At 43.4% G+C, this 19780-nt stretch carries 15 protein-coding genes, 1 tRNA gene and 2 pseudogenes; 9 read left to right on the top strand and 9 right to left on the bottom strand.

Annotated elements, in window-relative coordinates:
* Nucleotides 1-73: 73 nt before the first annotated feature.
* Nucleotides 74-150, bottom strand: a tRNA-Val gene (locus tag CCS41_RS07595).
* A 173-nt stretch (nucleotides 151-323) separates the two neighbouring features.
* A complete protein-coding gene (locus tag CCS41_RS07590) occupies nucleotides 324-1697 on the bottom strand; it encodes an MATE family efflux transporter (protein WP_072549553.1) in 1374 nt (457 codons plus the stop codon).
* 245 nt (nucleotides 1698-1942) lie between these two features.
* On the opposite strand from CCS41_RS07590, the gene CCS41_RS07585 reads away from it, so the two are divergent.
* Together CCS41_RS07585 and CCS41_RS07580 are read left to right on the top strand one after the other, a co-directional pair.
* A complete protein-coding gene (locus CCS41_RS07585; RefSeq protein ID WP_072549554.1) occupies nucleotides 1943-2560 on the top strand; it encodes a riboflavin synthase subunit alpha in 618 nt (205 codons plus the stop codon).
* A 115-nt stretch (nucleotides 2561-2675) separates the two neighbouring features.
* Nucleotides 2676-3518 (top strand): trypsin-like serine peptidase, encoded by an 843-nt coding sequence (locus tag CCS41_RS07580; protein WP_083429559.1) that lies wholly within the window; start codon nucleotides 2676-2678, stop codon nucleotides 3516-3518.
* A 721-nt stretch (nucleotides 3519-4239) separates the two neighbouring features.
* On the opposite strand, the pseudogene hrpA reads toward CCS41_RS07580, so the two are convergent.
* Nucleotides 4240-7927, bottom strand: a pseudogene (gene hrpA, locus CCS41_RS07575) (ATP-dependent RNA helicase HrpA); the annotation flags it as partial.
* 17 nt (nucleotides 7928-7944) lie between these two features.
* Nucleotides 7945-8277, bottom strand: a complete 333-nt coding sequence (locus CCS41_RS07570) for a DMT family transporter (protein WP_072549555.1) — start codon at nucleotides 8275-8277, stop codon at nucleotides 7945-7947.
* A 74-nt stretch (nucleotides 8278-8351) separates the two neighbouring features.
* On the opposite strand from CCS41_RS07570, the gene pabB reads away from it, so the two are divergent.
* From pabB to CCS41_RS07545, 5 genes and pseudogenes are all read left to right on the top strand, one after another.
* Nucleotides 8352-9713, top strand: a complete 1362-nt coding sequence (gene pabB / locus CCS41_RS07565; protein ID WP_072549556.1) for an aminodeoxychorismate synthase component 1 — start codon at nucleotides 8352-8354, stop codon at nucleotides 9711-9713.
* Between the two features lie 296 nt (nucleotides 9714-10009).
* A pseudogene (locus CCS41_RS07560) lies at nucleotides 10010-11373 on the top strand (L-serine ammonia-lyase).
* Nucleotides 11374-11450: 77 nt separating this feature from the next.
* The gene (gene manX / locus CCS41_RS07555) at nucleotides 11451-12413 is read left to right on the top strand and encodes a PTS mannose transporter subunit IIAB (RefSeq protein ID WP_072549558.1); all 963 of its coding nucleotides are present in this window, start codon (nucleotides 11451-11453) and stop codon (nucleotides 12411-12413) included.
* A gap of 37 nt (nucleotides 12414-12450) precedes the next feature.
* The gene (locus CCS41_RS07550) at nucleotides 12451-13245 is read left to right on the top strand and encodes a PTS mannose/fructose/sorbose transporter subunit IIC (RefSeq protein ID WP_119797453.1); all 795 of its coding nucleotides are present in this window, start codon (nucleotides 12451-12453) and stop codon (nucleotides 13243-13245) included.
* 234 nt (nucleotides 13246-13479) lie between these two features.
* Entirely contained in the window at nucleotides 13480-14340 is an 861-nt protein-coding gene (locus CCS41_RS07545) for a PTS mannose transporter subunit IID (protein ID WP_072549560.1), read from the top strand.
* Nucleotides 14341-14405: 65 nt separating this feature from the next.
* Here CCS41_RS07545 and cspE read toward each other — a convergent pair whose 3' ends face one another.
* The gene (gene cspE, locus CCS41_RS07540) at nucleotides 14406-14615 is read right to left on the bottom strand and encodes a transcription antiterminator/RNA stability regulator CspE (protein ID WP_072549561.1); all 210 of its coding nucleotides are present in this window, start codon (nucleotides 14613-14615) and stop codon (nucleotides 14406-14408) included.
* A gap of 42 nt (nucleotides 14616-14657) precedes the next feature.
* On the bottom strand, nucleotides 14658-14774 hold the full coding sequence (locus tag CCS41_RS07535; protein ID WP_072549629.1) for a DUF2627 domain-containing protein: 117 nt from the start codon (nucleotides 14772-14774) through the stop codon (nucleotides 14658-14660).
* Between the two features lie 519 nt (nucleotides 14775-15293).
* Between CCS41_RS07535 and pagP the strand changes: the two genes are divergently transcribed.
* A complete protein-coding gene (gene pagP, locus CCS41_RS07530; protein ID WP_072549562.1) occupies nucleotides 15294-15878 on the top strand; it encodes a lipid IV(A) palmitoyltransferase PagP in 585 nt (194 codons plus the stop codon).
* An 83-nt stretch (nucleotides 15879-15961) separates the two neighbouring features.
* On the opposite strand, the gene CCS41_RS07525 is transcribed toward pagP, so the two are convergent.
* On the bottom strand, nucleotides 15962-17353 hold the full coding sequence (locus CCS41_RS07525) for an amino acid permease (RefSeq protein WP_072549563.1): 1392 nt from the start codon (nucleotides 17351-17353) through the stop codon (nucleotides 15962-15964).
* 612 nt (nucleotides 17354-17965) lie between these two features.
* Here CCS41_RS07525 and CCS41_RS07520 point away from each other — a divergent pair.
* A complete protein-coding gene (locus tag CCS41_RS07520; RefSeq protein ID WP_072549564.1) occupies nucleotides 17966-18820 on the top strand; it encodes a PA4780 family RIO1-like protein kinase in 855 nt (284 codons plus the stop codon).
* A gap of 153 nt (nucleotides 18821-18973) precedes the next feature.
* Here CCS41_RS07520 and CCS41_RS07515 read toward each other — a convergent pair whose 3' ends face one another.
* Together CCS41_RS07515 and CCS41_RS07510 are read right to left on the bottom strand one after the other, a co-directional pair.
* Nucleotides 18974-19246: a hypothetical protein gene (locus CCS41_RS07515; RefSeq protein WP_072549565.1), complete on the bottom strand. Its 273-nt coding sequence runs from the start codon at nucleotides 19244-19246 to the stop codon at nucleotides 18974-18976.
* A gap of 99 nt (nucleotides 19247-19345) precedes the next feature.
* The gene (locus CCS41_RS07510) at nucleotides 19346-19780 is read right to left on the bottom strand and encodes a CesT family type III secretion system chaperone (RefSeq protein ID WP_072549566.1); all 435 of its coding nucleotides are present in this window, start codon (nucleotides 19778-19780) and stop codon (nucleotides 19346-19348) included.

The following is a 19780-nucleotide window of genomic DNA, read 5'->3' as shown; positions in this document are numbered from 1 at the left end:
GAGAAATTGAGTAGAAAATTTTAGCATTAAGCTAAAATTACAACGAGCCGGCCCACATAAACGGGCAAACTCTTGGTGCGTCCGAGTGGACTCGAACCACCGACCCCCACCATGTCAAGGTGGTGCTCTAACCAACTGAGCTACGGACGCACTGGACACTGCCCCGCCATCAATACGGTCAGCGGGGACGAATACTAACGAGCTGGTTCTCTGTTGGCAAGAGAAAATAGGCAACTTCACGGGAAAACCTATCCAATTGATGAACTTTCACTCATCCTGTTGTTTTGTTAATAGGTTTCCTGCGAAACCGTAGCGCAAGAAATCTAATGAGCCGCACGTTGTAAAATAAACGCTGCGGGTTGTTTTTGCAGCCAACAGATACGCCAGAATATCATGATCGCAGCAAAGGTTAATCCGATCACAAAACCAATCCAAAAACCGCGAGGCCCCATCGCCGGTAGCCAATAATCAGTCAGTCCTAACAGATAACCACTGGGTAAACCCAATAACCAATAGGCGACAAAAGTGATAAAAAATATCGACCGTGTGTCTTTATAACCTCGCAGTACACCACATCCAATGACTTGTACTGCATCGGACATCTGATAAACGGCGGCTAATAGCATAAGATGGGATGCCATAGTCACCACTGCGGGATCCTTGTTATAAAGTAGAGCAATCTGTTCGCGGAAAACAACGGTAAACAATGCCGTTAATGAGGCGAAGACTAAACCAACAACAATACTGGTATAGGCCGCCACCTTCGCCTGAGCTACCTTCCCTTCACCCAATCTATGGCCAACACGAATGGTCGCGGCAACACTCAGCGACATGGGTAACATAAACATTAAGGAACTAAAGTTGAGCGCAATCTGATGACCCGCCACCGCCACCACGCCCAAGGGTGAAACCAACAAAGCGACCACAGCAAATAAGGTCACTTCAAAAAATAGGGCAAGTGCAATCGGTAAACCAAGGTTGCTTAGGCGCTTTATCACCTGCCAGTCAGGAAGAATGCACCCTTTATCTGATTTAATATCCCGTTGAGAACCTGCTTTTGTGACATACCAGCGTACCATCAAAAACATCAGCCAATACACACTCGCGGTAGCAACGCCGCAACCTACCCCACCTAACGCCGGTATCCCGAATTTGCCATAAATAAAAATGTAGTTGATAGGGATATTCACCAGTAACCCGATGAAACCAATAACCATACCGGGTTTAGTTTTCGATAATCCTTCACACTGATTGCGTAAAACCTGGAAAAACAGATAACCGGGCGCACCCCACATAATGGCATGGATAAAACCTACCGCTTTTGCAGCCAATACAGGATCAATGTTATGCATCTGATAAATGATATAATGACTGTTATACAATATTGCCATAATTAGTACAGAAATTAACAACGCCAACCAAAACCCTTGGCGCACCTGGTGAGCAATCTGATGACGTTGTCCAGAACCGTTCAATTGTGCGATTGTAGGCGTTAGAGCCAACAGCAGGCCATGACCGAAGAAAATCACCGGCAACCAGATGGAAGTTCCTATAGCGACGGCAGACATATCAGTAGCACTGACCGAACCGGCCATAATGGTATCAACCACCCCCATCGCCGTTTGCGAAACCTGAGCAATAATCACCGGGATGGCAAGAGCCATTAAATTTCGTGCTTCAACGCTATATTTTTGCACTTATATACCTACTTTAAATGATCGTGACTAATTACGATCCACTGTTACCAAAAGTCGTTTCTAATACCTTATATCAAGCTTAATCAATCATTTTTATGAATGCCAGCTAAATATTCGTTGATCCTATTTGTACTTTAAGAGAGCATGTTATACGGATATTTGCTCAACCACACCTCTGCAAAATCGTCGCTTGTGACAATCTTCTGCGTTCTATTTTGCACACAACCAACAAGAGGCATTAATTTATGTTTACCGGTATTGTTCAAGGCACTGCACCAGTGGTCGCCATTGACCAGACGATCAATTTTCGTACCCATACCCTAAAATTTCCGCCAGCCATGCTGCCGGGCTTAACACTGGGTGCCTCAGTAGCACACAATGGCTGCTGTCTGTCAGTAACCACTATCAATAAAGACTTGATCAGCTTTGATTTGATAAAAGAAACACTCCTTACTAGCAACCTGGGTGAACTTAACGTCGGTGATAGCGTCAATTTAGAGAGAGCAGCGAGATTTGGTGACGAAATTGGCGGTCATTTGATGTCAGGTCATATCATCTGTACTGCAGAAATTGCCAAAATTTGCACTTCGGAAAACAACCATCAGCTTTGGTTTCGAATTACCGACAAAAAAATAATGAATTACGTGTTGCATAAAGGATTTATTGCCATCGACGGCATCAGTCTGACTGTGGGTGAAGTAGAGCATCATCGTTTTTGCGTTAATCTGATCCCAGAAACCTTAGCCCGGACAACATTAGGGAAAAAACGCTTAGCCGATCGAGTCAACATCGAAATTGATGCACAGACACAAGCCATCGTTGATACAGTGACTCGTATGCAGCCCACCCCCTCGTTTTCATAACGGACATAATAGACCAAGTCGAATGGACACAGACACCCTATGTAGTAGGCTGTATATAGAGTAGAAACGAGACAATGATATATTCATGAATGATTTTATTAGGAAGATCATCTCTATGCCTTTATCTCCGTGGTTAAAGCGTTCACACAATCCTCTATTGCTGTCCAGCCTGCTGCTGTTTTTTTTCCATACTTCCTCGGTGAATACTTCCGAACTCACCGAGCGTAACCTTTTATTTTTTGGCAAAGATGATCGCATCGCCAGAAATGACAGCGATAACTGGCCTTGGCAGGCCATTGGGCAAGTAGAAACCGCCAGCGGTAATCTTTGTACAGCAACACTCATAACACCCAACCTCGCGCTAACTGCGGGTCATTGTCTGCTCATACCACCAGGAAAGAAGGATCTAGCCGTAACTTTACGTTTTGTTGCACAGCAACAAAATTGGCAATATCAAATTCATCAACTAGAAACTTTGGTAGATATCAATTTAGCTAAAAAGCTGCGTGTAGGAGAGAACGGATGGATTGTTCCACCCGCTGCCGCTACCGATGATTTTGCCTTGATTTTGTTGCGTAACACTGTCCCTCTGCCGCTTAAACCCTTACCCTTATGGCAAGGTTCAACATCAGAGCTGACCTTAGCACTGAAACGCGCCCAGCGCAGAATCACACAGGCGGGCTATCCTGCTGATCACCTGGATGCTCTTTATAGCCACCAAAATTGTTTAGTGACCGGTTGGGCACAGCAAGGTGTACTCTCTCATCAATGTGATACCCTACCAGGGGATAGCGGTTCACCGTTATTACTAAAAAATGGCGATAATTGGTCATTGATAGCCATTCAAAGTTCTGCGCCAACGGCTAAAGAGCGCGACTTAGCAGATAATCATGCCTTAGCAGTGACCGCTATACGAGATAAATTGCAGGCACTTAGAGCCTATTCGAAATCGTCGTGAGTGAAATGGATATACTGGATTCATTGGAGTTGGCATAAATGGCGTCATTGGATTTGGATTTTGCCACCATGGATTCATTGGTTTTGGCATCGATGGATTCGATGGATCCCGATTCGGCTCTATTCCCACCATAGTAGCCTCAGATGGTGATACTGTTTTTGATCTATTTACTTGTTATGACATATAAAAATCCTCATATGATAATTTATAAAACATTCAAGATAAAAAATTACTGTTCGTATTTAATAGACCTCTTTCCAAACCCTAGCGAGTGATGCGAAGTCAAGGCGCACAGCAACCTTCGTTAACACATAGTACATGAGGATTGCGCGCACCGGGCAACGCAGGATTCGAGTCCCGCAGCAGGTTTGGAAAGAGGTCTAATGAGAGAACCAAGGCTATGAAAAATTATTCCTGGTCAATTTCATTAAGCGGAGCGTACGCAAAAATCTCGCTGCTATTTATACAAAAATAACATTCTCTCTTATCAATAAGAGAATGTTATTTTTCACTACGTTAAATAGATTTTATTTTTTCCATTGCAATTCTATTAATTATCGTTATCAGATGAATATACGAATAAATCGTTATTTTTTTAATATTTAACGTTAATATTGATCCGGCACCTTGATAGCGCAGTGTGAAATGAGGTAATTATTGAAATAGATCAAAAACAGAAAGAGCGATCCCTCGCTCAAAATATAAGATGAAATAATATTCTTTATGATAGCTGTTTCATAATTTGTAAAATACGTTTTTCTGAAACTCGATAAGGCGTCCCTAATTGTTGTGCAAATAAACTCACGCGCAGTTCTTCAATCATCCAACGCACCGCTTTTACCTCTTCATCCTGCTTACGCTCAGGAGATAATTTATTTAGCCATTGTTGCCAGCTTTGAACAACCTGTTGCACCCGCAACATCTGCGCCCGATCACGATAAGGCTCCTCAGCCAGTTTTTCTAAGCGACGTTCGATGGCTTGCAAATAACGTAAGCTATCCGTTATGCGTTGCCAACCGCTATCAGTGACAAAACCACGATAAATTAAACCATCAAGCTGAGCCTTAATATCCGCCATAGCCTGCACCCAGGTAATATCAATCTTCCCTTTCAACCTTTTATTAATGGCAAATGCGCGACTGAGAACTTGCTCGACACCTGTCGCAATCTCCATCACGGTATCATTCAATTGCGCACGAATTTTTTGCTGTAAATTAACAAAATCAGCTTGTTGCCATACTAATCCACCGTATTGAATGATCAATTTATCCACAGCACAGGCAATACAATCATCGATCAAATCCAGTACTTTGCCGTAAGGATTAAAATACAGCCCCAATTTGGCTTTATTAGGCAATTTTTCATGTAAATATTTAATCGGTGAAAGAATATTAAGCAACAGTAAACGGCGAGTACCACGCCACATCGCCTGTTGTTGTTGTGATTCGGTTTCAAATAGACGGATAGCGACACTTTTTTTTTCGTCAACCAAAGCAGGATAAACCTTAATTTAGCTTTTCCTGTAATTTTTCTCGCAGTTGTACTTTTATCTTAGCTAAATTTTTTCCTGTCCGTAAAGGGCAATTTTTATCATCAAACACCAGAAAGGTCATTTTTAAATGTTCAGGCACGAGCTGCCATTGCCAATCCTCACGTGACAACGTCACACCAGTCATGCACCTTAATTCCCGCTCCAATGTGGCTAACAACCCCTCTTTCAACATAACGTTTTTTAAGTCTCCCTCCTCCGGCGACACCACTCTGGCTAAAAAAGCATCGGCATAATTAGGTGCCGGTACAAAATTACGCCGTATTGCTTTAGGCAAAGATTTAATCAAAGCAACCACCAGCTCACGACGAATACCCGCTACTTGCCAGTCAAAATTTTGCTCTTCTATCTGATTTAAAATAGCCAACGGAATATGCACAGTGACGCCATCAGCATCACCTCCTGGCTCAAACTGATAGGAAAGACGTAATTTAAACGCGCCCTGGTGCCAAAAATCCGGATAATCCCGTGGTGTAACCGAATTAGCGCCTTCTTTGATTAGCATATTTTTTGCGAAGCTCAGCAAATCTGGCTGTAGCTGACGGGTTTTCTGCCACCAGCTATCAAAATGTCGTGCAGACACCACCTCAGACGCGACACGTTGATCGTAGAAATTAAACAGGATTTCATCATCTACTAAAATATCCCGCCGACGTGATTTATGTTCCATTTCTTCAACTTCGCTTAATAAAGCCAAATTGGCGTGGAAGAAAACATGGTGTGTTTGCCATTGCCCTTCTACCAATCCATGGCGGATAAATAGCTCACGGCATAACGGTGGGTCAATGGTGCCATAATTAATTTTACGAGCGGCAACAATAGGCAAACCAAATAAAGTGACCTTTTGGCTAGCCATCACTGCACCTTGCGTTTTTTCCCAATGGGGATCACTGTAATGGTGTTTTACCAAATGAGGCGCCAAAGGTTCAATCCATTCTGCTTCAATGCGTGCCGCCATACGCCCCCACAGACGACGGGTTTCCACCAGCTCTGCCACCATGACCCATTTAGGTGGTTTTTTAAACAATGCCGACGCGGGAAAAATAGAAAAACGCGCATTGCGGGCGCCAGTAAATTCCTTTTTATCGTTATCTTTTTGGCCAATATGCGATAACAGCCCAGTCAGCAAGGCACAGTGAACACAACGATAATCAGCCGCTATGCTATTAATCGGCAGTGCTAAGGTGTTAACTACCTGATTTAATTGGCTATAAATATCTTGCCATTCACGCACACGGAGATAATTTAAAAAGTCGCGACGGCACAATTGACGAAACTGCGCCGCCGACAATACTTTTTGTTGTTCGATCAGGTAATCCCACAACTTAACCAAAGCCAAAAAATCAGAATTTTCATCCGCAAAGCGACGATGCTTTTCATCGGCAGCCTGCTGTTTATCCAGCGGGCGATCGCGCGGATCCTGAATCGACAACGCAGCGGTAATAATCATCACCTCACGTACACAACCCTGTTCTTTCGCTTGCAACACCATGCGTGCTAAACGTCGATCTATCGGCAACTGTGCTAATTGACGTCCCAAATCGGTTAACTGCTGATGCCGCTCATCGGCGGTGCGGATCGCACCAAGTTCTTCTAGTAGACGTACTCCATCCTGAATGTTGCGCTTGTCAGGGCGTTCTATAAAAGGAAAAGCAGCGATATCACCTAAACCAATGGCGGTCATCTGCAAAATAACCGACGCTAAATTGGTACGCAGAATTTCTGGATCGGTAAAAAGGGGACGCGATAGAAAATCCTGCTCCGAATACAACCGGATACAGATCCCCTCCGAGACACGACCACAACGACCTTTACGCTGATTAGCCGAAGCCTGTGATATCGCTTCAATCGGTAGTCGCTGGACTTTGGTGCGGAAACTGTAGCGACTGACACGCGCATAACCAGGATCGATGACATATTTGATCCCCGGTACCGTCAACGAGGTTTCAGCAACGTTAGTCGCCAGCACAATACGTCTTAGAACACCACGCCCAGGATGAAAGACGCGATTTTGTTCGCTAGGGGATAAACGCGCGTACAATGCTAACACCTCAGTATGTCGCAAATTCTGTTTTCTCAACGCGTCGGCAGTCTCATGGATCTCACGCTCACCGCTCATAAAAATCAAGATATCGCCCATTCCCTGATGCTCCAATTCCTCTACCGCCGCCAAAATCGCCTGTAGTTGATCAGATTCACTGTCATCCTTACTGTCTCGAGGCAGCTCAGCTATCGGGCGATAACGAACTTCAACCGGATAAGTTCGCCCTGAAATTTCAATGATTGGAGCCTGATTAAAATGGCGAGAAAAACGCTGTGGATCCAGAGTGGCGGACGTGATAATCACTTTTAAATCGGGACGTTTTGGCAATAATTCACGCAGATAACCCAAAATAAAATCGATGTTAAGGCTACGTTCATGTGCTTCATCAATAATCAACGTATCGTATTGGCTCAGCAGTCGATCTTGCTGAATTTCGGCTAACAAAATACCGTCGGTCATCAGCTTAACTAGCGTATTCTCATTAACCTGATCTTTGAAACGCACCTTATAACCAATACAACCACCAAGGCTGGTTTTCAACTCCTCAGCAATGCGCTGAGCGACCGTCCGTGCGGCCAAACGCCGGGGCTGTGTATGGCCGATCATTCCTTTAATGCCTCGTCCCAATTCCAGACAGATTTTAGGTAATTGCGTGGTTTTACCGGATCCAGTTTCTCCCGCCACAATCAATACCTGATGATCAGCCAGGGCGTGATAAATATCCTGCCTTTTTTGACTGACCGGTAGATTCTCGGGGTAACGTATTACTGGACAACTCGCCTGACGCTGGCTAATGCGTTGTTGGGCATGGGTGATATGTTTAAAATTGGGCATCAATGCCCCGTGGTTTTCGACAGAAGACTAATGACTAATACTCCAGAGATAATCAGTGTCATGCCAAGCATCGCCGCCCAGTCAAGTTTTTGTTGATACAAAAAGACAGCGGCAACTGAAATTAACACCACGCCTAAACCCGACCAAATGGCATAAGCAATGCCTAAGGGGATAGTTTTTACAACTTGCGACAACCCCCAGAAAGCAATACCGTACCCTAGGACAACAAATATCGATGGTATCAAACGAGTAAAACCTTCGGAAGCTTTCAACATGGTAGTAGCAACCACTTCAGCTACTATCGCCATAGCCAACCATATAAACGTAATCATAGTATTTCCCATTGTATACAAACTACAGTTATGGTTTATTAAATAACAACCCAACGTACACAAATATAAGCATAATGAATTTTAAACAATTAAGCTATCAACCTGATGCCCTACTCCGCTGTTTCTCGTCCCTCTCCGACCGTGCCTGGGCGATGTTGTTACACTCCGGTTTTGCTGAACATCCTCATAGTCGTTTTGACATTCTGGTGGCTGATCCGCGCGTTACTTTGACCACCCGTGGACAGGAAACTGAAATTATCCGTAGAATTGGGATGGGGATGGTTGAGCACAGCAACGCCGATCCTTTTCTGCTGTTACAGCAGCAATTGGATAAATTGAATTTAAATACAACAACACATGCAGATTTACCTTTTCTTGGTGGTGCCCTAGGGTTATTCGGTTACGATCTGGGACGTCGAATTGAACGGTTGCCCGTAATAGCAAAGCAAGATATCGAATTACCAGATATGGCTATCGGTTTATACGATTGGGCTTTAATTACCGATCATAAAGAAAAGCAACTGACGTTAGTGTGCCACGGTGACATTGAGCAGCGGCAAAAATGGCTGGAACAGCAAAAACCGACATCTCATCAGCCCTTCCAATTAACCTCTCCGTGGCAAACGAATATGTCACGTCAGCAATATGGAGAAAAATTTCATCAAATACAGGAATACTTACGTAGTGGTGACTGTTATCAAGTCAATCTGGCGCAACGTTTCAGCACTGACTATCAAGGTAATGAGTGGCAAGCTTTTTTACACCTGAGCCAGATCAATAAAGCGCCCTTTTCAGCTTTTATCCGTCTGCCACAGCAGACCGTTATCAGTATGTCGCCAGAACGTTTTTTATATTTAAGAAATAAACAGATTCAAACCCGTCCGATTAAGGGAACTCTGCCTCGATTAGCTGATGAAAAACAAGATAAACAGCAAGCTGCTCGCTTAGCAGTTTCACCCAAAGATCGAGCAGAAAATCTAATGATTGTCGATCTGTTACGTAACGATATCGGGCGGGTAGCACAACCAGGCAGTGTCCAAGTACCCGAGCTGTTTGTTGTCGAGTCCTTTCCCGCCGTTCATCATTTGGTCAGCACCATCACAGCAACACTGCCGTCAAAATACCACGCCACTGATCTGTTACGTGCCTGTTTCCCCGGTGGATCGATCACCGGTGCACCTAAAGTTAGAGCGATGCAGATTATCGAACAGCTGGAACCTCATCGTCGTAATATCTATTGTGGCAACATTGGCTATGTCAGCTTTTGCGGCACCATGGATAGCAATATTACCATTCGCACCCTATTGACAGAGCGCAACAAAATTCACTGCTCGGTGGGCGGAGCGGTTATCGTTGATAGTGAGGAACAGGCAGAATACCAGGAAACCTTAGATAAGGTAGCACGCATCCTACCGCAACTCAGCAATGTCACTTAACCTGATCCCCCCTCACCTTTCTTATTCTATACCCAATGAATTTCGAGTTACGGCAAGGCGGCCATCAATCGAATCGCAGGCGTGTACAGGGAGTACATGACAGGGATGAGTGCGAGCAGCCAACGCCGCCGTAACTTGAAAGGCGAAGGGTATATCTTGAGCAGGATCCCAATCCTGCGCTTAACATCTGTGATCAAGTTACAATTTTTTAAAAATTGTAATTGATTATGTCATCATTGAGCAATTCATCAGCTAAAATGGAAACGGTGCTAGATAGGCAATTAAGGAATTTTAGTATGATTAGTGTTTTCGACATGTTTAAGATCGGCATAGGCCCATCCAGTTCACATACCGTTGGGCCGATGAAAGCCGGTAAACAGTTTGTAGACCAACTGATCAGTAAGGGGCTTATCTCTTCAATTACCGTGATAACCGTGGAAGTTTACGGATCGCTGTCATTAACTGGAAAAGGCCATCACACTGATATCGCCATCATTATGGGCTTGGCGGGCAATATGCCTGATACTGTTGAAATAGACAGCATTCCGGCTTTTATCAGCGATCTGGAATTATCGCAACGTTTGCCATTAGCCAACGGAGAACACTGGGTGGACTTCCCCGTCAAGGCGGCATGATTTTCCATAATACTAACTTGCCCCTGCATGAAAATGGAATGAAAATCCACGCTTTTGCTGACAGTAAAAAAGTATACAGCAAAACTTATTATTCTATCGGTGGCGGTTTTATCGTCGATGAAGAACATTTTGGCAAAAAAGAGGCAAATACCATTACCGTGCCCTACCCGTTCAACTCTGCTGAAGAAATACTAGCTAACTGCAGGCAAATTGGGACATCCCTATCCGGTGTGGTGAAAAAAAACGAACTAGCAATGCACAGCGAAACCGAAATTGAAACCTATTTTACCCATATCTGGCAAACCATGCGAACTTGTATCAACCGCGGTATCAAAACCGAAGGTATATTGCCAGGCCCATTACGTGTCCCTCGCCGAGCGGCCGCATTACAGCGGATGTTAGCTTCCTCCAATAAAAACTCCAATGACCCAATGGATGTCATTGACTGGGTCAATATGTTTGCCTTGGCGGTCAACGAAGAAAACGCAGCAGGAGGACGCGTGGTAACCGCGCCGACCAACGGCGCCTGCGGCATTATCCCGGCCGTATTGGCCTATTATGATCACTTTATTGAATCCGTCACACCAGAAATATTTATCCGTTACTTTCTTGCATCCGGCGCTATCGGTATTTTATATAAAATGAATGCCTCGATTTCGGGTGCGGAAGTAGGTTGTCAAGGTGAAGTTGGCGTCGCCTGTTCAATGGCAGCGGCGGGCCTCGCTGAAATCCTAGGTGCCAGCCCCGTTCAGGTGTGTATTGCAGCTGAGATCGGCATGGAACATAATCTTGGGCTGACATGTGATCCCGTCGCCGGTCAAGTACAAGTACCCTGTATCGAACGTAATGCCATTGCCTCGGTAAAAGCAATTAACTCCGCACGGATGGCAATACGTCGTACCAGCGAGCCAAAGGTGTCACTCGACAAAGTGATCGAAACCATGTTCGCAACCGGTAAAGATATGAATGCGAAATACCGCGAGACCTCCCGTGGCGGTTTAGCCATCAAGGTTCAATGCAGTTAACCCCCCACTCCCAGATTCACCACATGAACGTAATAAATTTCGAGTAGGTTCCAATGGCGTTGACACGGAGGTAGTCAGTGAGCATAGCGATTATTATTAGCACACACGGGGCAGCCGCTGAGCAGTTACTGAAAAGCGCAGAAATGCTGGTAGGTGGACAAAAAAATATTGCTTTTGTCAACTTTGTCCCTGGTGAAAATAGCGAAACATTAATTAAAAAATACCAACAACAATTGACCAAACTGGATACCAATACCGGTGTTCTGTTCCTGGTTGATACCTGGGGTGGCAGCCCTTTCAATGCGGCCAGTCGTTTCATCGCTAATAAAGAAAATCATGAAGTTATCGCCGGGATTAACATTCCGATGCTAACTGAAATTTTTATGGCACGTGATGATCAACTCTCTTTTGATGAATTAGTTGACATCGCGCTAAAAACCGGTCGAGATAGCATACGAGCGTCACACAGGAAACCCGTCGATCACCCTCAGACGCTCCCATTGGATACAATTAAAACACCTCTTGTTTCCCCGTCAAGCACAGGTCGTATGACGCTTACGCTAGTACGCATTGATGACCGGTTAATTCATGGTCAGGTTGCAACCGGTTGGACAAAAGAAACTCATGTTAGCCGTATTATCGTCATTAGTGATGAGGTCGATAAGGATCAACTCCGTAAAACCTTACTAAAACAAGTTGCTCCCCCTGGTGTTAGCGCACATGTGGTTAACCTCGCCAAAGCAGTTCGGGTTTATAACAATGCCAAGTATGCTAATGACCGGGTCATGCTACTGTTTACTGATCCCAGTGATGTGCTCCGTTTAGTTTCTGAGGGTGTGGATATCAAATCTGTCAATGTGGGTGGGATGGCTTTTCGTCAAGGCAAACACCAGGTCACCAATGCCATTTCTCTCGATCAAAGGGATATCGACGCTTTCACTGAATTAGATAAGCGTGGCATTGAACTGGAAGTTCGCAAAGTTCCTGCAGATAATCGGCTTAGCATGATGGCGTTAATTAGACCCCTTGTGAAGCCCTAAAAACCTGTTCGAAAATTAAATAACAAGGAGCAATAACATGGAGATCACAACCCTCCAGATTGTGCTGATATTTATCGTTGCATCTATTGCAGGAATGGGATCCATTCTGGATGAATTCCAGTTTCACCGCCCACTTATCGCCTGTACCTTGATGGGTCTGGTTCTCGGTGATCTCAAAACAGGGATCATCGTCGGTGGTACTTTGGAAATGATCGCCCTGGGCTGGATGAATATCGGTGCCGCTATGGCACCAGATGCCGCTATGGCCTCCATTATTTCCACTATTTTAGTGATCAAAGGAGGACAAAGTATCGGTGCAGGTATTGCGTTAGCCATTCCTCTGGCGGCAGCGGGTCAAGTATTAACCATTATTTTTCGTACTCTTACCGTTGCCTTTCAACACGCCGCCGACAGTGCTGCAAGGCGGGGAAGCTTAAGGACGATCACCGGCTTGCATATTGCCGCATTATTTTTGCAAGCCATGCGGGTCGCTATCCCGGCGTCGATCGTCGCTTTATCCATCGGCACAGCTCAGGTTCAATCATTACTCCATTCTATTCCCCCCGTTATCACCGGTGGGCTTAATATAGCGGGAGGTATCATTGTCGTAGTGGGCTACGCAATGGTCATCAACATGATGCGTGCAGGTTATCTAATGCCGTTCTTTTATTTAGGTTTCGTCACTGCTGCCTTTACCCAATTTAATTTGGTTGCATTAGGTATCATTGGTGTCGTCATGGCTATTCTCTATATTCAGCTCAGTCCGAAATATAATCAATCTCAGGGAAAACAATCTGCCGTGGCGGATCCGCTTGATAATGAATTAGATTAAACTTCTTGCAAAACCGTCGCGAGGGGTATGGAGTCGAGGCAAGAAATTTGGAATAGGTTCTAAGAACCTGTTCCAAATCTTCTTGAGTGACGCTCAGACGAGGAAAAAACGCGAGAAAAATCGCAGTTTACAGAGAATAAATGAGCATTTTGAGCGCGTTTTTGACGAAGTATCAGCGAGCACAAGAGGTTTCGAACAGGTTCTTAGAAGTCGATTAAGCAAAGGAGATAACAAATGGTTGACACAGTCACGACAAATAGTGATATGAGTGAAAAAAAACTTACCCCTGGCGATATACGTGGCGTTATCCTACGTGCGAACCTTTTTCAAGGGTCGTGGAACTTCGAACGTATGCAAGCACTGGGTTTCTGTTTTTCCATGGTACCGGCAATCCGACGCCTGTATCCCGAAAATTCAGAAGAACGCAAACAGGCGATCAAACGTCATCTTGAATTCTTCAATACCCATCCTTATGTAGCAGCACCGGTACTCGGTGTCACACTCGCGATGGAAGAACAACGGGCGAATGGCGCTCCCATCGACGATGCAGCGATAAACAGTATCAAGGTTGGTTTGATGGGACCTTTGGCAGGGGTGGGAGACCCGATTTTCTGGGGAACGGTACGTCCAATATTTGCCGCCCTTGGTGCCGGTATAGCGATGACAGCAAGTTTACTTGGACCGATACTCTTCTTTGTTCTCTTTAATTTTTTACGTTTACTGACTCTCTACTACGGTATAACCTATGGTTACAAAAAAGGAACTAACATTGTTAATGATATCGACGGGGGCTTGTTAAAAAAATTGACCGAAGGGGCTTCCATCCTCGGTTTATTTATTATGGGTGCTTTGGTTAACAAATGGGCGCACCTCGATATACCGATTGTCATCTCTAACATTGCCGATCAAAACGGCCAAAACAAAATCACCACGGTACAAACCATCCTAGATCAACTAATGCCGGGTCTTGTCCCACTGCTATTAACTTTCTTTTGTATGTGGTTGTTACGCCGAAAAATTAATGCATTGTGGATCATCGTTGGGTTTTTTGCCATTGGTATCTTTGGTTACTGGGCGGGGTTTCTCGCTGCTTAATAAGCCAACATGACACCACACGAATACTTTAAAAAAACCCGCCCAATGGCGGGTTTACAGCCGATTCAGACAGCATAAACATTTGCTGCGGAAGGGCCTTTCTGCCCATCCTGGATCTCAAATTCTACCTTCTGGCCTTCCGCTAAAGTTTTAAACCCGTTACCCTGAATTGCAGAGAAGTGTACAAACACATCTTTACTGCCATCATCTGGCGTAATAAAACCAAACCCCTTAGACTCGTTGAACCACTTAACTTGACCTTTTATCTTTGCCATCTTGAGTATTTCCTTTGGATTGTTTCGTTCGCCCGTAGGCATTTAAATAGACAAACTTGAGTCGTTACTGTTTGAGACACTAAGATAAAGATCAACAGAGAAAAGATATCCAACGATAACGCTTTTACTCAGAACTTCTTTACTGAAAATGCCACATATATACAGAACTTCACCTCGTTTTACCCGTGATCGTTATTACATACTCTTAATACGTTGGCAAGCTATTTTAATCATCCGCATTCCTGTCGTACATATTTTAATACCGCCAACTCAAAACAATGTATGAATAGACTACATCTTGTCGGATGTCCAGTCTATTTTAATAGTCTAGCTAATTATTAGCCTTAATGGGTATATTGAATTTTCTACTACATCCACTTAAAAACCTACCACTATATAGTTCGACAAAAAATGATATTTCTTAAGCTCTATGATAAAAAAATTAGACCCCCCTAGCTTTAAAGATCATAATTGAACAACACACCTCAGCTTAGGAATATACCTGATAGACAAGCCTTGAAATAAGATTTACTATTACACTTCGCAGTAAATATTCATGTAAAACAGTGTATTGCGCACGTTCTATTCTCCAGTATAAAAAGACCTATAATAAATTGATCCGAAGATGGATTATATTCATAACCTGATTTTTTCTTATCTGTGCCAGAGATATGAATTATGAATTTTAGATATACCGTAACAAATATCTTATTTTGTGTAATTACAATATTTAGCACCGTGTTTCCTGCTTATGGAGAGGGTTATGTCGAACCAAAAATTGACGACTCTAGTCTATGGCAAAGGTTAAAACATAACTTTTCTTTAACCTGGCATGCACCGGGCAGTGAGCTGTATATCCCATTACATACCTGGCATAACCGCTGGACCTATGATGATGAAAAAATCGCCCGCTATAATGAAAGACCTTGGGGGATCGGCTACGGTAAGTACCGTTATGATGAAAATAACAATTGGCACTCAGTGTATGCCATGACGTTTATGGATTCACATAACGAAGTAGAACCTATTATTGGCTATGGGTATCAAAAAATGTGGGTTCCGGAAGGAGTCAATGGCTGGCGTTTTGGTTTTGGCTTTACTGCGAGTATTACCGCCCGCCACGAATTTCGTTATATTCCTCTACCTCTACCATTACCGCTTTTTTCCATCGAATATAACAAATTTTCATTACAAACTACTTATATTCCAGGCAGTTATAACAATGGTAATGTTTTGTTTACCTGGATACGTTGGCAACTTTAACCTAAAGCAGATAACCCAAACAGGCTATCTGCTTGACATTAGATAGAGAACCCACTCTACGGTTAACAAGTGACCTTGTTTAATTAAACCCCATCAGGATCCTTAATTGTCGTAAACCTATTTTTATCCTTACATCCTGTCAGCAGGAAACCACACCACAATGCCCCCACCCATAAAGGTATCAGCAGCACTGAAATACGAATACCTTCGGTCAAATACATGATCACTAAAATCAACGCAAGAAAAACGAGGCAAATATAATTACCATAAGGATAACAAATTGCTTTAAAACCAGGCTCGACACCCTCGCGTATTTTTGCCTTACGGAATTTCAGGTGTGCCAAGCAAATCATCAGCCAGTTAATCACCAGCGTCGATACCACCAACGCCATAAGTAACTCAAATGCCTTACCTGGGATCAGATAATTAATCAAGACGCCGACAGACGTTGCCAACGCTGAAAACAACACAGATAAAACCGGAACCCCATGTTTGTTCACCCTTGCTAGCACTTTCGGAGCATTCCCTCTCGCAGCAAGACTAAACAGCATTCGACTATTACAGTAAACCCCGCTGTTATATACCGATAACGCCGCAGTCAATACCACCACATTCAGGATCGTCGCCACCCAGAAACTATCCAGTTCGTGAAAAATCATCACAAAAGGACTACCTCCTTCAATCACTTTAGTCCAAGGATAAAGCGATAACAGTACCGTCAGCGAACCAATATAAAAGATAAGAATACGATAAACTACCTGATTGACGGCTTTAGGAATACTACTGCGTGGGTTCTCTGCTTCTGCAGCAGTCATCCCCACCATCTCCAGACCACCAAAAGAAAACATGATAATCGCCATCGCCATCACTAATCCACTGACACCATGTGGCAGAAACCCGCCCTGATCCCATAGGTTAGTGATCGACGCAGTAGGTCCACCGTAACCAAAGATTAATAGGTAGCCACCAAAAAAAATCATACCAATGATCGCCATAACCTTAATCATCGCGAACCAAAATTCAGTTTCACCATACAGGCGCACATTAATCAAATTAATTAGATTAATCAGTACAAAAAAAGCGGCGGCAGAAACCCAAGTCGGTATTTCAGGCCACCAATACTGGATATAAATACCCACCGCAGTTAGCTCAGCCATGCCGACCAAAATAAACATCGCCCAATAATTCCAGCCAGATAAAAAACCAGCAAAATTACCCCAATATTTATAGGCAAAATGGCTAAATGATCCTGATACTGGTTCTTCGACAACCATTTCACCTAATTGACGCATAATCAAAAAAGCGATAAGACCCCCGATCGCATACCCCAAAAGTACTGACGGACCAGCCATCTTGATCGTTTGTGCGATACCAAGAAATAGCCCCGTACCAATGGCACCACCCAAAGCAATAAGTTGAATATGCCGATTTTTTAATCCACGTTTTAGTGTTAAATCCTGTAATTGCTGTTCCATTGTACCCTCACACCGCGATCAATAAATCTCCAAAGTGGCAACCTAGCCTTAGAACCTGTTCGAAATCTCTTGTGCTCGCCGTGTTTTTGTCAAGTAATTCGTCAAAAACGAGCTCAAAATGCTCATTTACTTTATGTAAACTGCGCTCTTTCGCCCATTTTTTCCTCGTCTGAACACAGCGAAAAAGATTGGGAACAGGTTCTAAGCGAGACTAACTTTTAGGAAATAACTCTTTGCTACTATCCATCACGAAGAATATCAGTAATGGCACAAATTCCAATAGTAACGTTATCTTTTTTATGATAGTCACTATCACAAATCACCACCTTGCAATAAAATCCCTGAAAGCAAGCATGAATGGACTTCTTTACCACTAATATAATCCAAGTAAATTGGCTCATCTCTCCTTTCTCTCCTTATCTATCAATCTGATGTAAAGAAATGACATCTATAATCATTTAGATTTATAATTCGTCGGCATTACTAATTATTGATGTCGATCCTTATTTTTCACACTAAAATACCCTTCAGAATACATTGAGGATGGTAAACTTAGGAAAAATTCAACCAAAACCATTCCATCCCAGGCTTAAATTAAGGTACAAAGGCGCCATGAAAATTCCAAAACGAATCCAACCTCTGGTTGACGATGGCTTGGTTGATGAAGTCATCCGCCGATTAAAAAGCGGCAAAGAGGCCGACGTCTATGTCGTCCGCTGTGGTTCTGAGATCCGTTGCGCAAAAGTCTACAAAGAGGCAGAAGACCGCAGCTTCAAACAAGCCGTACAATATAAAGAGGGGCGCAAAGTGCGTAATAGCCGTAGCGCACGAGCGATGGCTAAAGGATCTAAATTTGGTCGAAAACAACAAGAAGAAACCTGGCAAACAGCCGAAGTCGATGCGCTCTACCTGCTCGCTAGCGCCGGTGTTCGAGTCCCCCAACCTTATGGCTGTATTGATGGTGTTTTACTGATGGAACTGATTACCGATGAAGCGGGCCTGGCAGCACCACGCTTAAGCGATGTTTTCCTGACCACCGAACAAGCCACTGCCGACTATGGCGTTATTATCCAATCGGTAGTACGCATGTTGTGCTGCGGGTTAGTTCATGGTGATCTTTCTGAATTTAATATACTAATCGACAGTAACGGTCCAGTTATTATCGATTTACCTCAGGTCGTCAATGCCGCAGCCAATAACCACGCAAAATCCATGCTAGAAAGAGATGTCAATAATTTAACCCTTTTTTATGGTCACTTTGCTCCAGAGTTGCTCGCTCGTAAAGACGCCAAAGAAATGTGGGCGTTATACCAGGATGGAAAATTACATCCTGAGACTCAATTAACCGGTTGTTTTGTAGAAGACACTAAAACTGCTGACGTGGGTGCTTTGATGGCAGAAATTAAAGCAGTCATTGCTGAAGAAGAAGAGCGCCAACGCATATCACAGTCACAAGACTACGATTGATTTGTTATCAATTAACTGAGCACAGAAAGTAAAAAATGAGCGTGCTATGTCAGACACGCTCATCTCGTATGTTATTGCATTTTACTGATTTTTTCCTGAATGTGACAAAAAATTATTCGTTATTTTACATTCAGATTTTTTACAGTAAATATATTAACTCGCGGGTGTGCCCCAACTAGAAATCCAGCTCATGAATTTCTTCTCAAGATAATCAAGTACCTTTACGGCGGCCTTCTCTAGAGAACCAACGGCCTTTTCTAGAATATTTTTTCCAGCCTTCTCCGCAACATTTTTTAGCATATCCCATCCCTTACCATCATTTACTAAATTGGTAACGGTTTTCCCACCGATCTGTGCAGAAGTACTTATCACAGAATTTTCGATAGGTTTGACTAAAGTTGACATTGCTACGGCTGCTATACTCATATTTCTTATCCCCTAATGTATGGTTAATATTAAATAAAATATTCAAATTATATAAAATAAAACTTTATTAGTAATGATAAAATTTCCGGCTATTTACTTCTAACTTTGGTACCAATGTCTGGTACTCATTGTCATACCTTGTGATGGTATTTTTTTTCCTGCTGTCACATCACCAGATAAAATCTGGTCGCTAGAATAACTTAATAATTCAAGCTGTTGATATAAACTTTCCACGCTACTTTTATTAAGATCTTGCCGATTCCACAACACCCAGTCATGGTTAACATCTTCCTGTGCCAGGATCGGTTTTAATGAAATTTCGCTGAACATATTTTGCTGGAATAATACAGGTATACCATCAATTTTTGCCTGATCAATATGGCAAAACATCAAGATCTTATTCTTTGGATACTCTGTAATATGGATCCCCTGCTCACCCACTTTCAGGCTGACAAGACCAGAATTATCCTTTGGCTCCTCAAGTGAAAGGCGACGAAATAATTGTTGTACGGCATCAGGAAAATTAGTCATCAT

This window comes from Candidatus Fukatsuia symbiotica, from assembly GCF_003122425.1.
Classification (GTDB): Bacteria; Pseudomonadota; Gammaproteobacteria; order Enterobacterales; family Enterobacteriaceae; genus Fukatsuia; species Fukatsuia symbiotica.
Note: the sequence above shows the minus strand (reverse complement) of the source record. Positions and strands in the feature narration are given on the sequence as shown.

What these genes read in the sequence shown, in the direction of transcription:
- CCS41_RS07585 (WP_072549554.1), top strand. Translation starts at nt 1,943, where the DNA reads ATGTTTACCGGTATTGTTCAAGGCACTGCACCAGTGGTCGCCATTGAC.
- CCS41_RS07580 (WP_083429559.1), top strand. Translation starts at nt 2,676, where the DNA reads ATGCCTTTATCTCCGTGGTTAAAGCGTTCACACAATCCTCTATTGCTG.
- CCS41_RS07570 (WP_072549555.1), bottom strand. Translation starts at nt 8,277, where the DNA reads ATGATTACGTTTATATGGTTGGCTATGGCGATAGTAGCTGAAGTGGTT.
- pabB (WP_072549556.1), top strand. Translation starts at nt 8,352, where the DNA reads ATGAATTTTAAACAATTAAGCTATCAACCTGATGCCCTACTCCGCTGT.
- CCS41_RS07550 (WP_119797453.1), top strand. Translation starts at nt 12,451, where the DNA reads ATGGAGATCACAACCCTCCAGATTGTGCTGATATTTATCGTTGCATCT.
- CCS41_RS07545 (WP_072549560.1), top strand. Translation starts at nt 13,480, where the DNA reads ATGGTTGACACAGTCACGACAAATAGTGATATGAGTGAAAAAAAACTT.
- cspE (WP_072549561.1), bottom strand. Translation starts at nt 14,615, where the DNA reads ATGGCAAAGATAAAAGGTCAAGTTAAGTGGTTCAACGAGTCTAAGGGG.
- pagP (WP_072549562.1), top strand. Translation starts at nt 15,294, where the DNA reads ATGAATTTTAGATATACCGTAACAAATATCTTATTTTGTGTAATTACA.
- CCS41_RS07525 (WP_072549563.1), bottom strand. Translation starts at nt 17,353, where the DNA reads ATGGAACAGCAATTACAGGATTTAACACTAAAACGTGGATTAAAAAAT.
- CCS41_RS07520 (WP_072549564.1), top strand. Translation starts at nt 17,966, where the DNA reads ATGAAAATTCCAAAACGAATCCAACCTCTGGTTGACGATGGCTTGGTT.
- CCS41_RS07515 (WP_072549565.1), bottom strand. Translation starts at nt 19,246, where the DNA reads ATGAGTATAGCAGCCGTAGCAATGTCAACTTTAGTCAAACCTATCGAA.
- CCS41_RS07510 (WP_072549566.1), bottom strand. Translation starts at nt 19,780, where the DNA reads ATGATGACTAATTTTCCTGATGCCGTACAACAATTATTTCGTCGCCTT.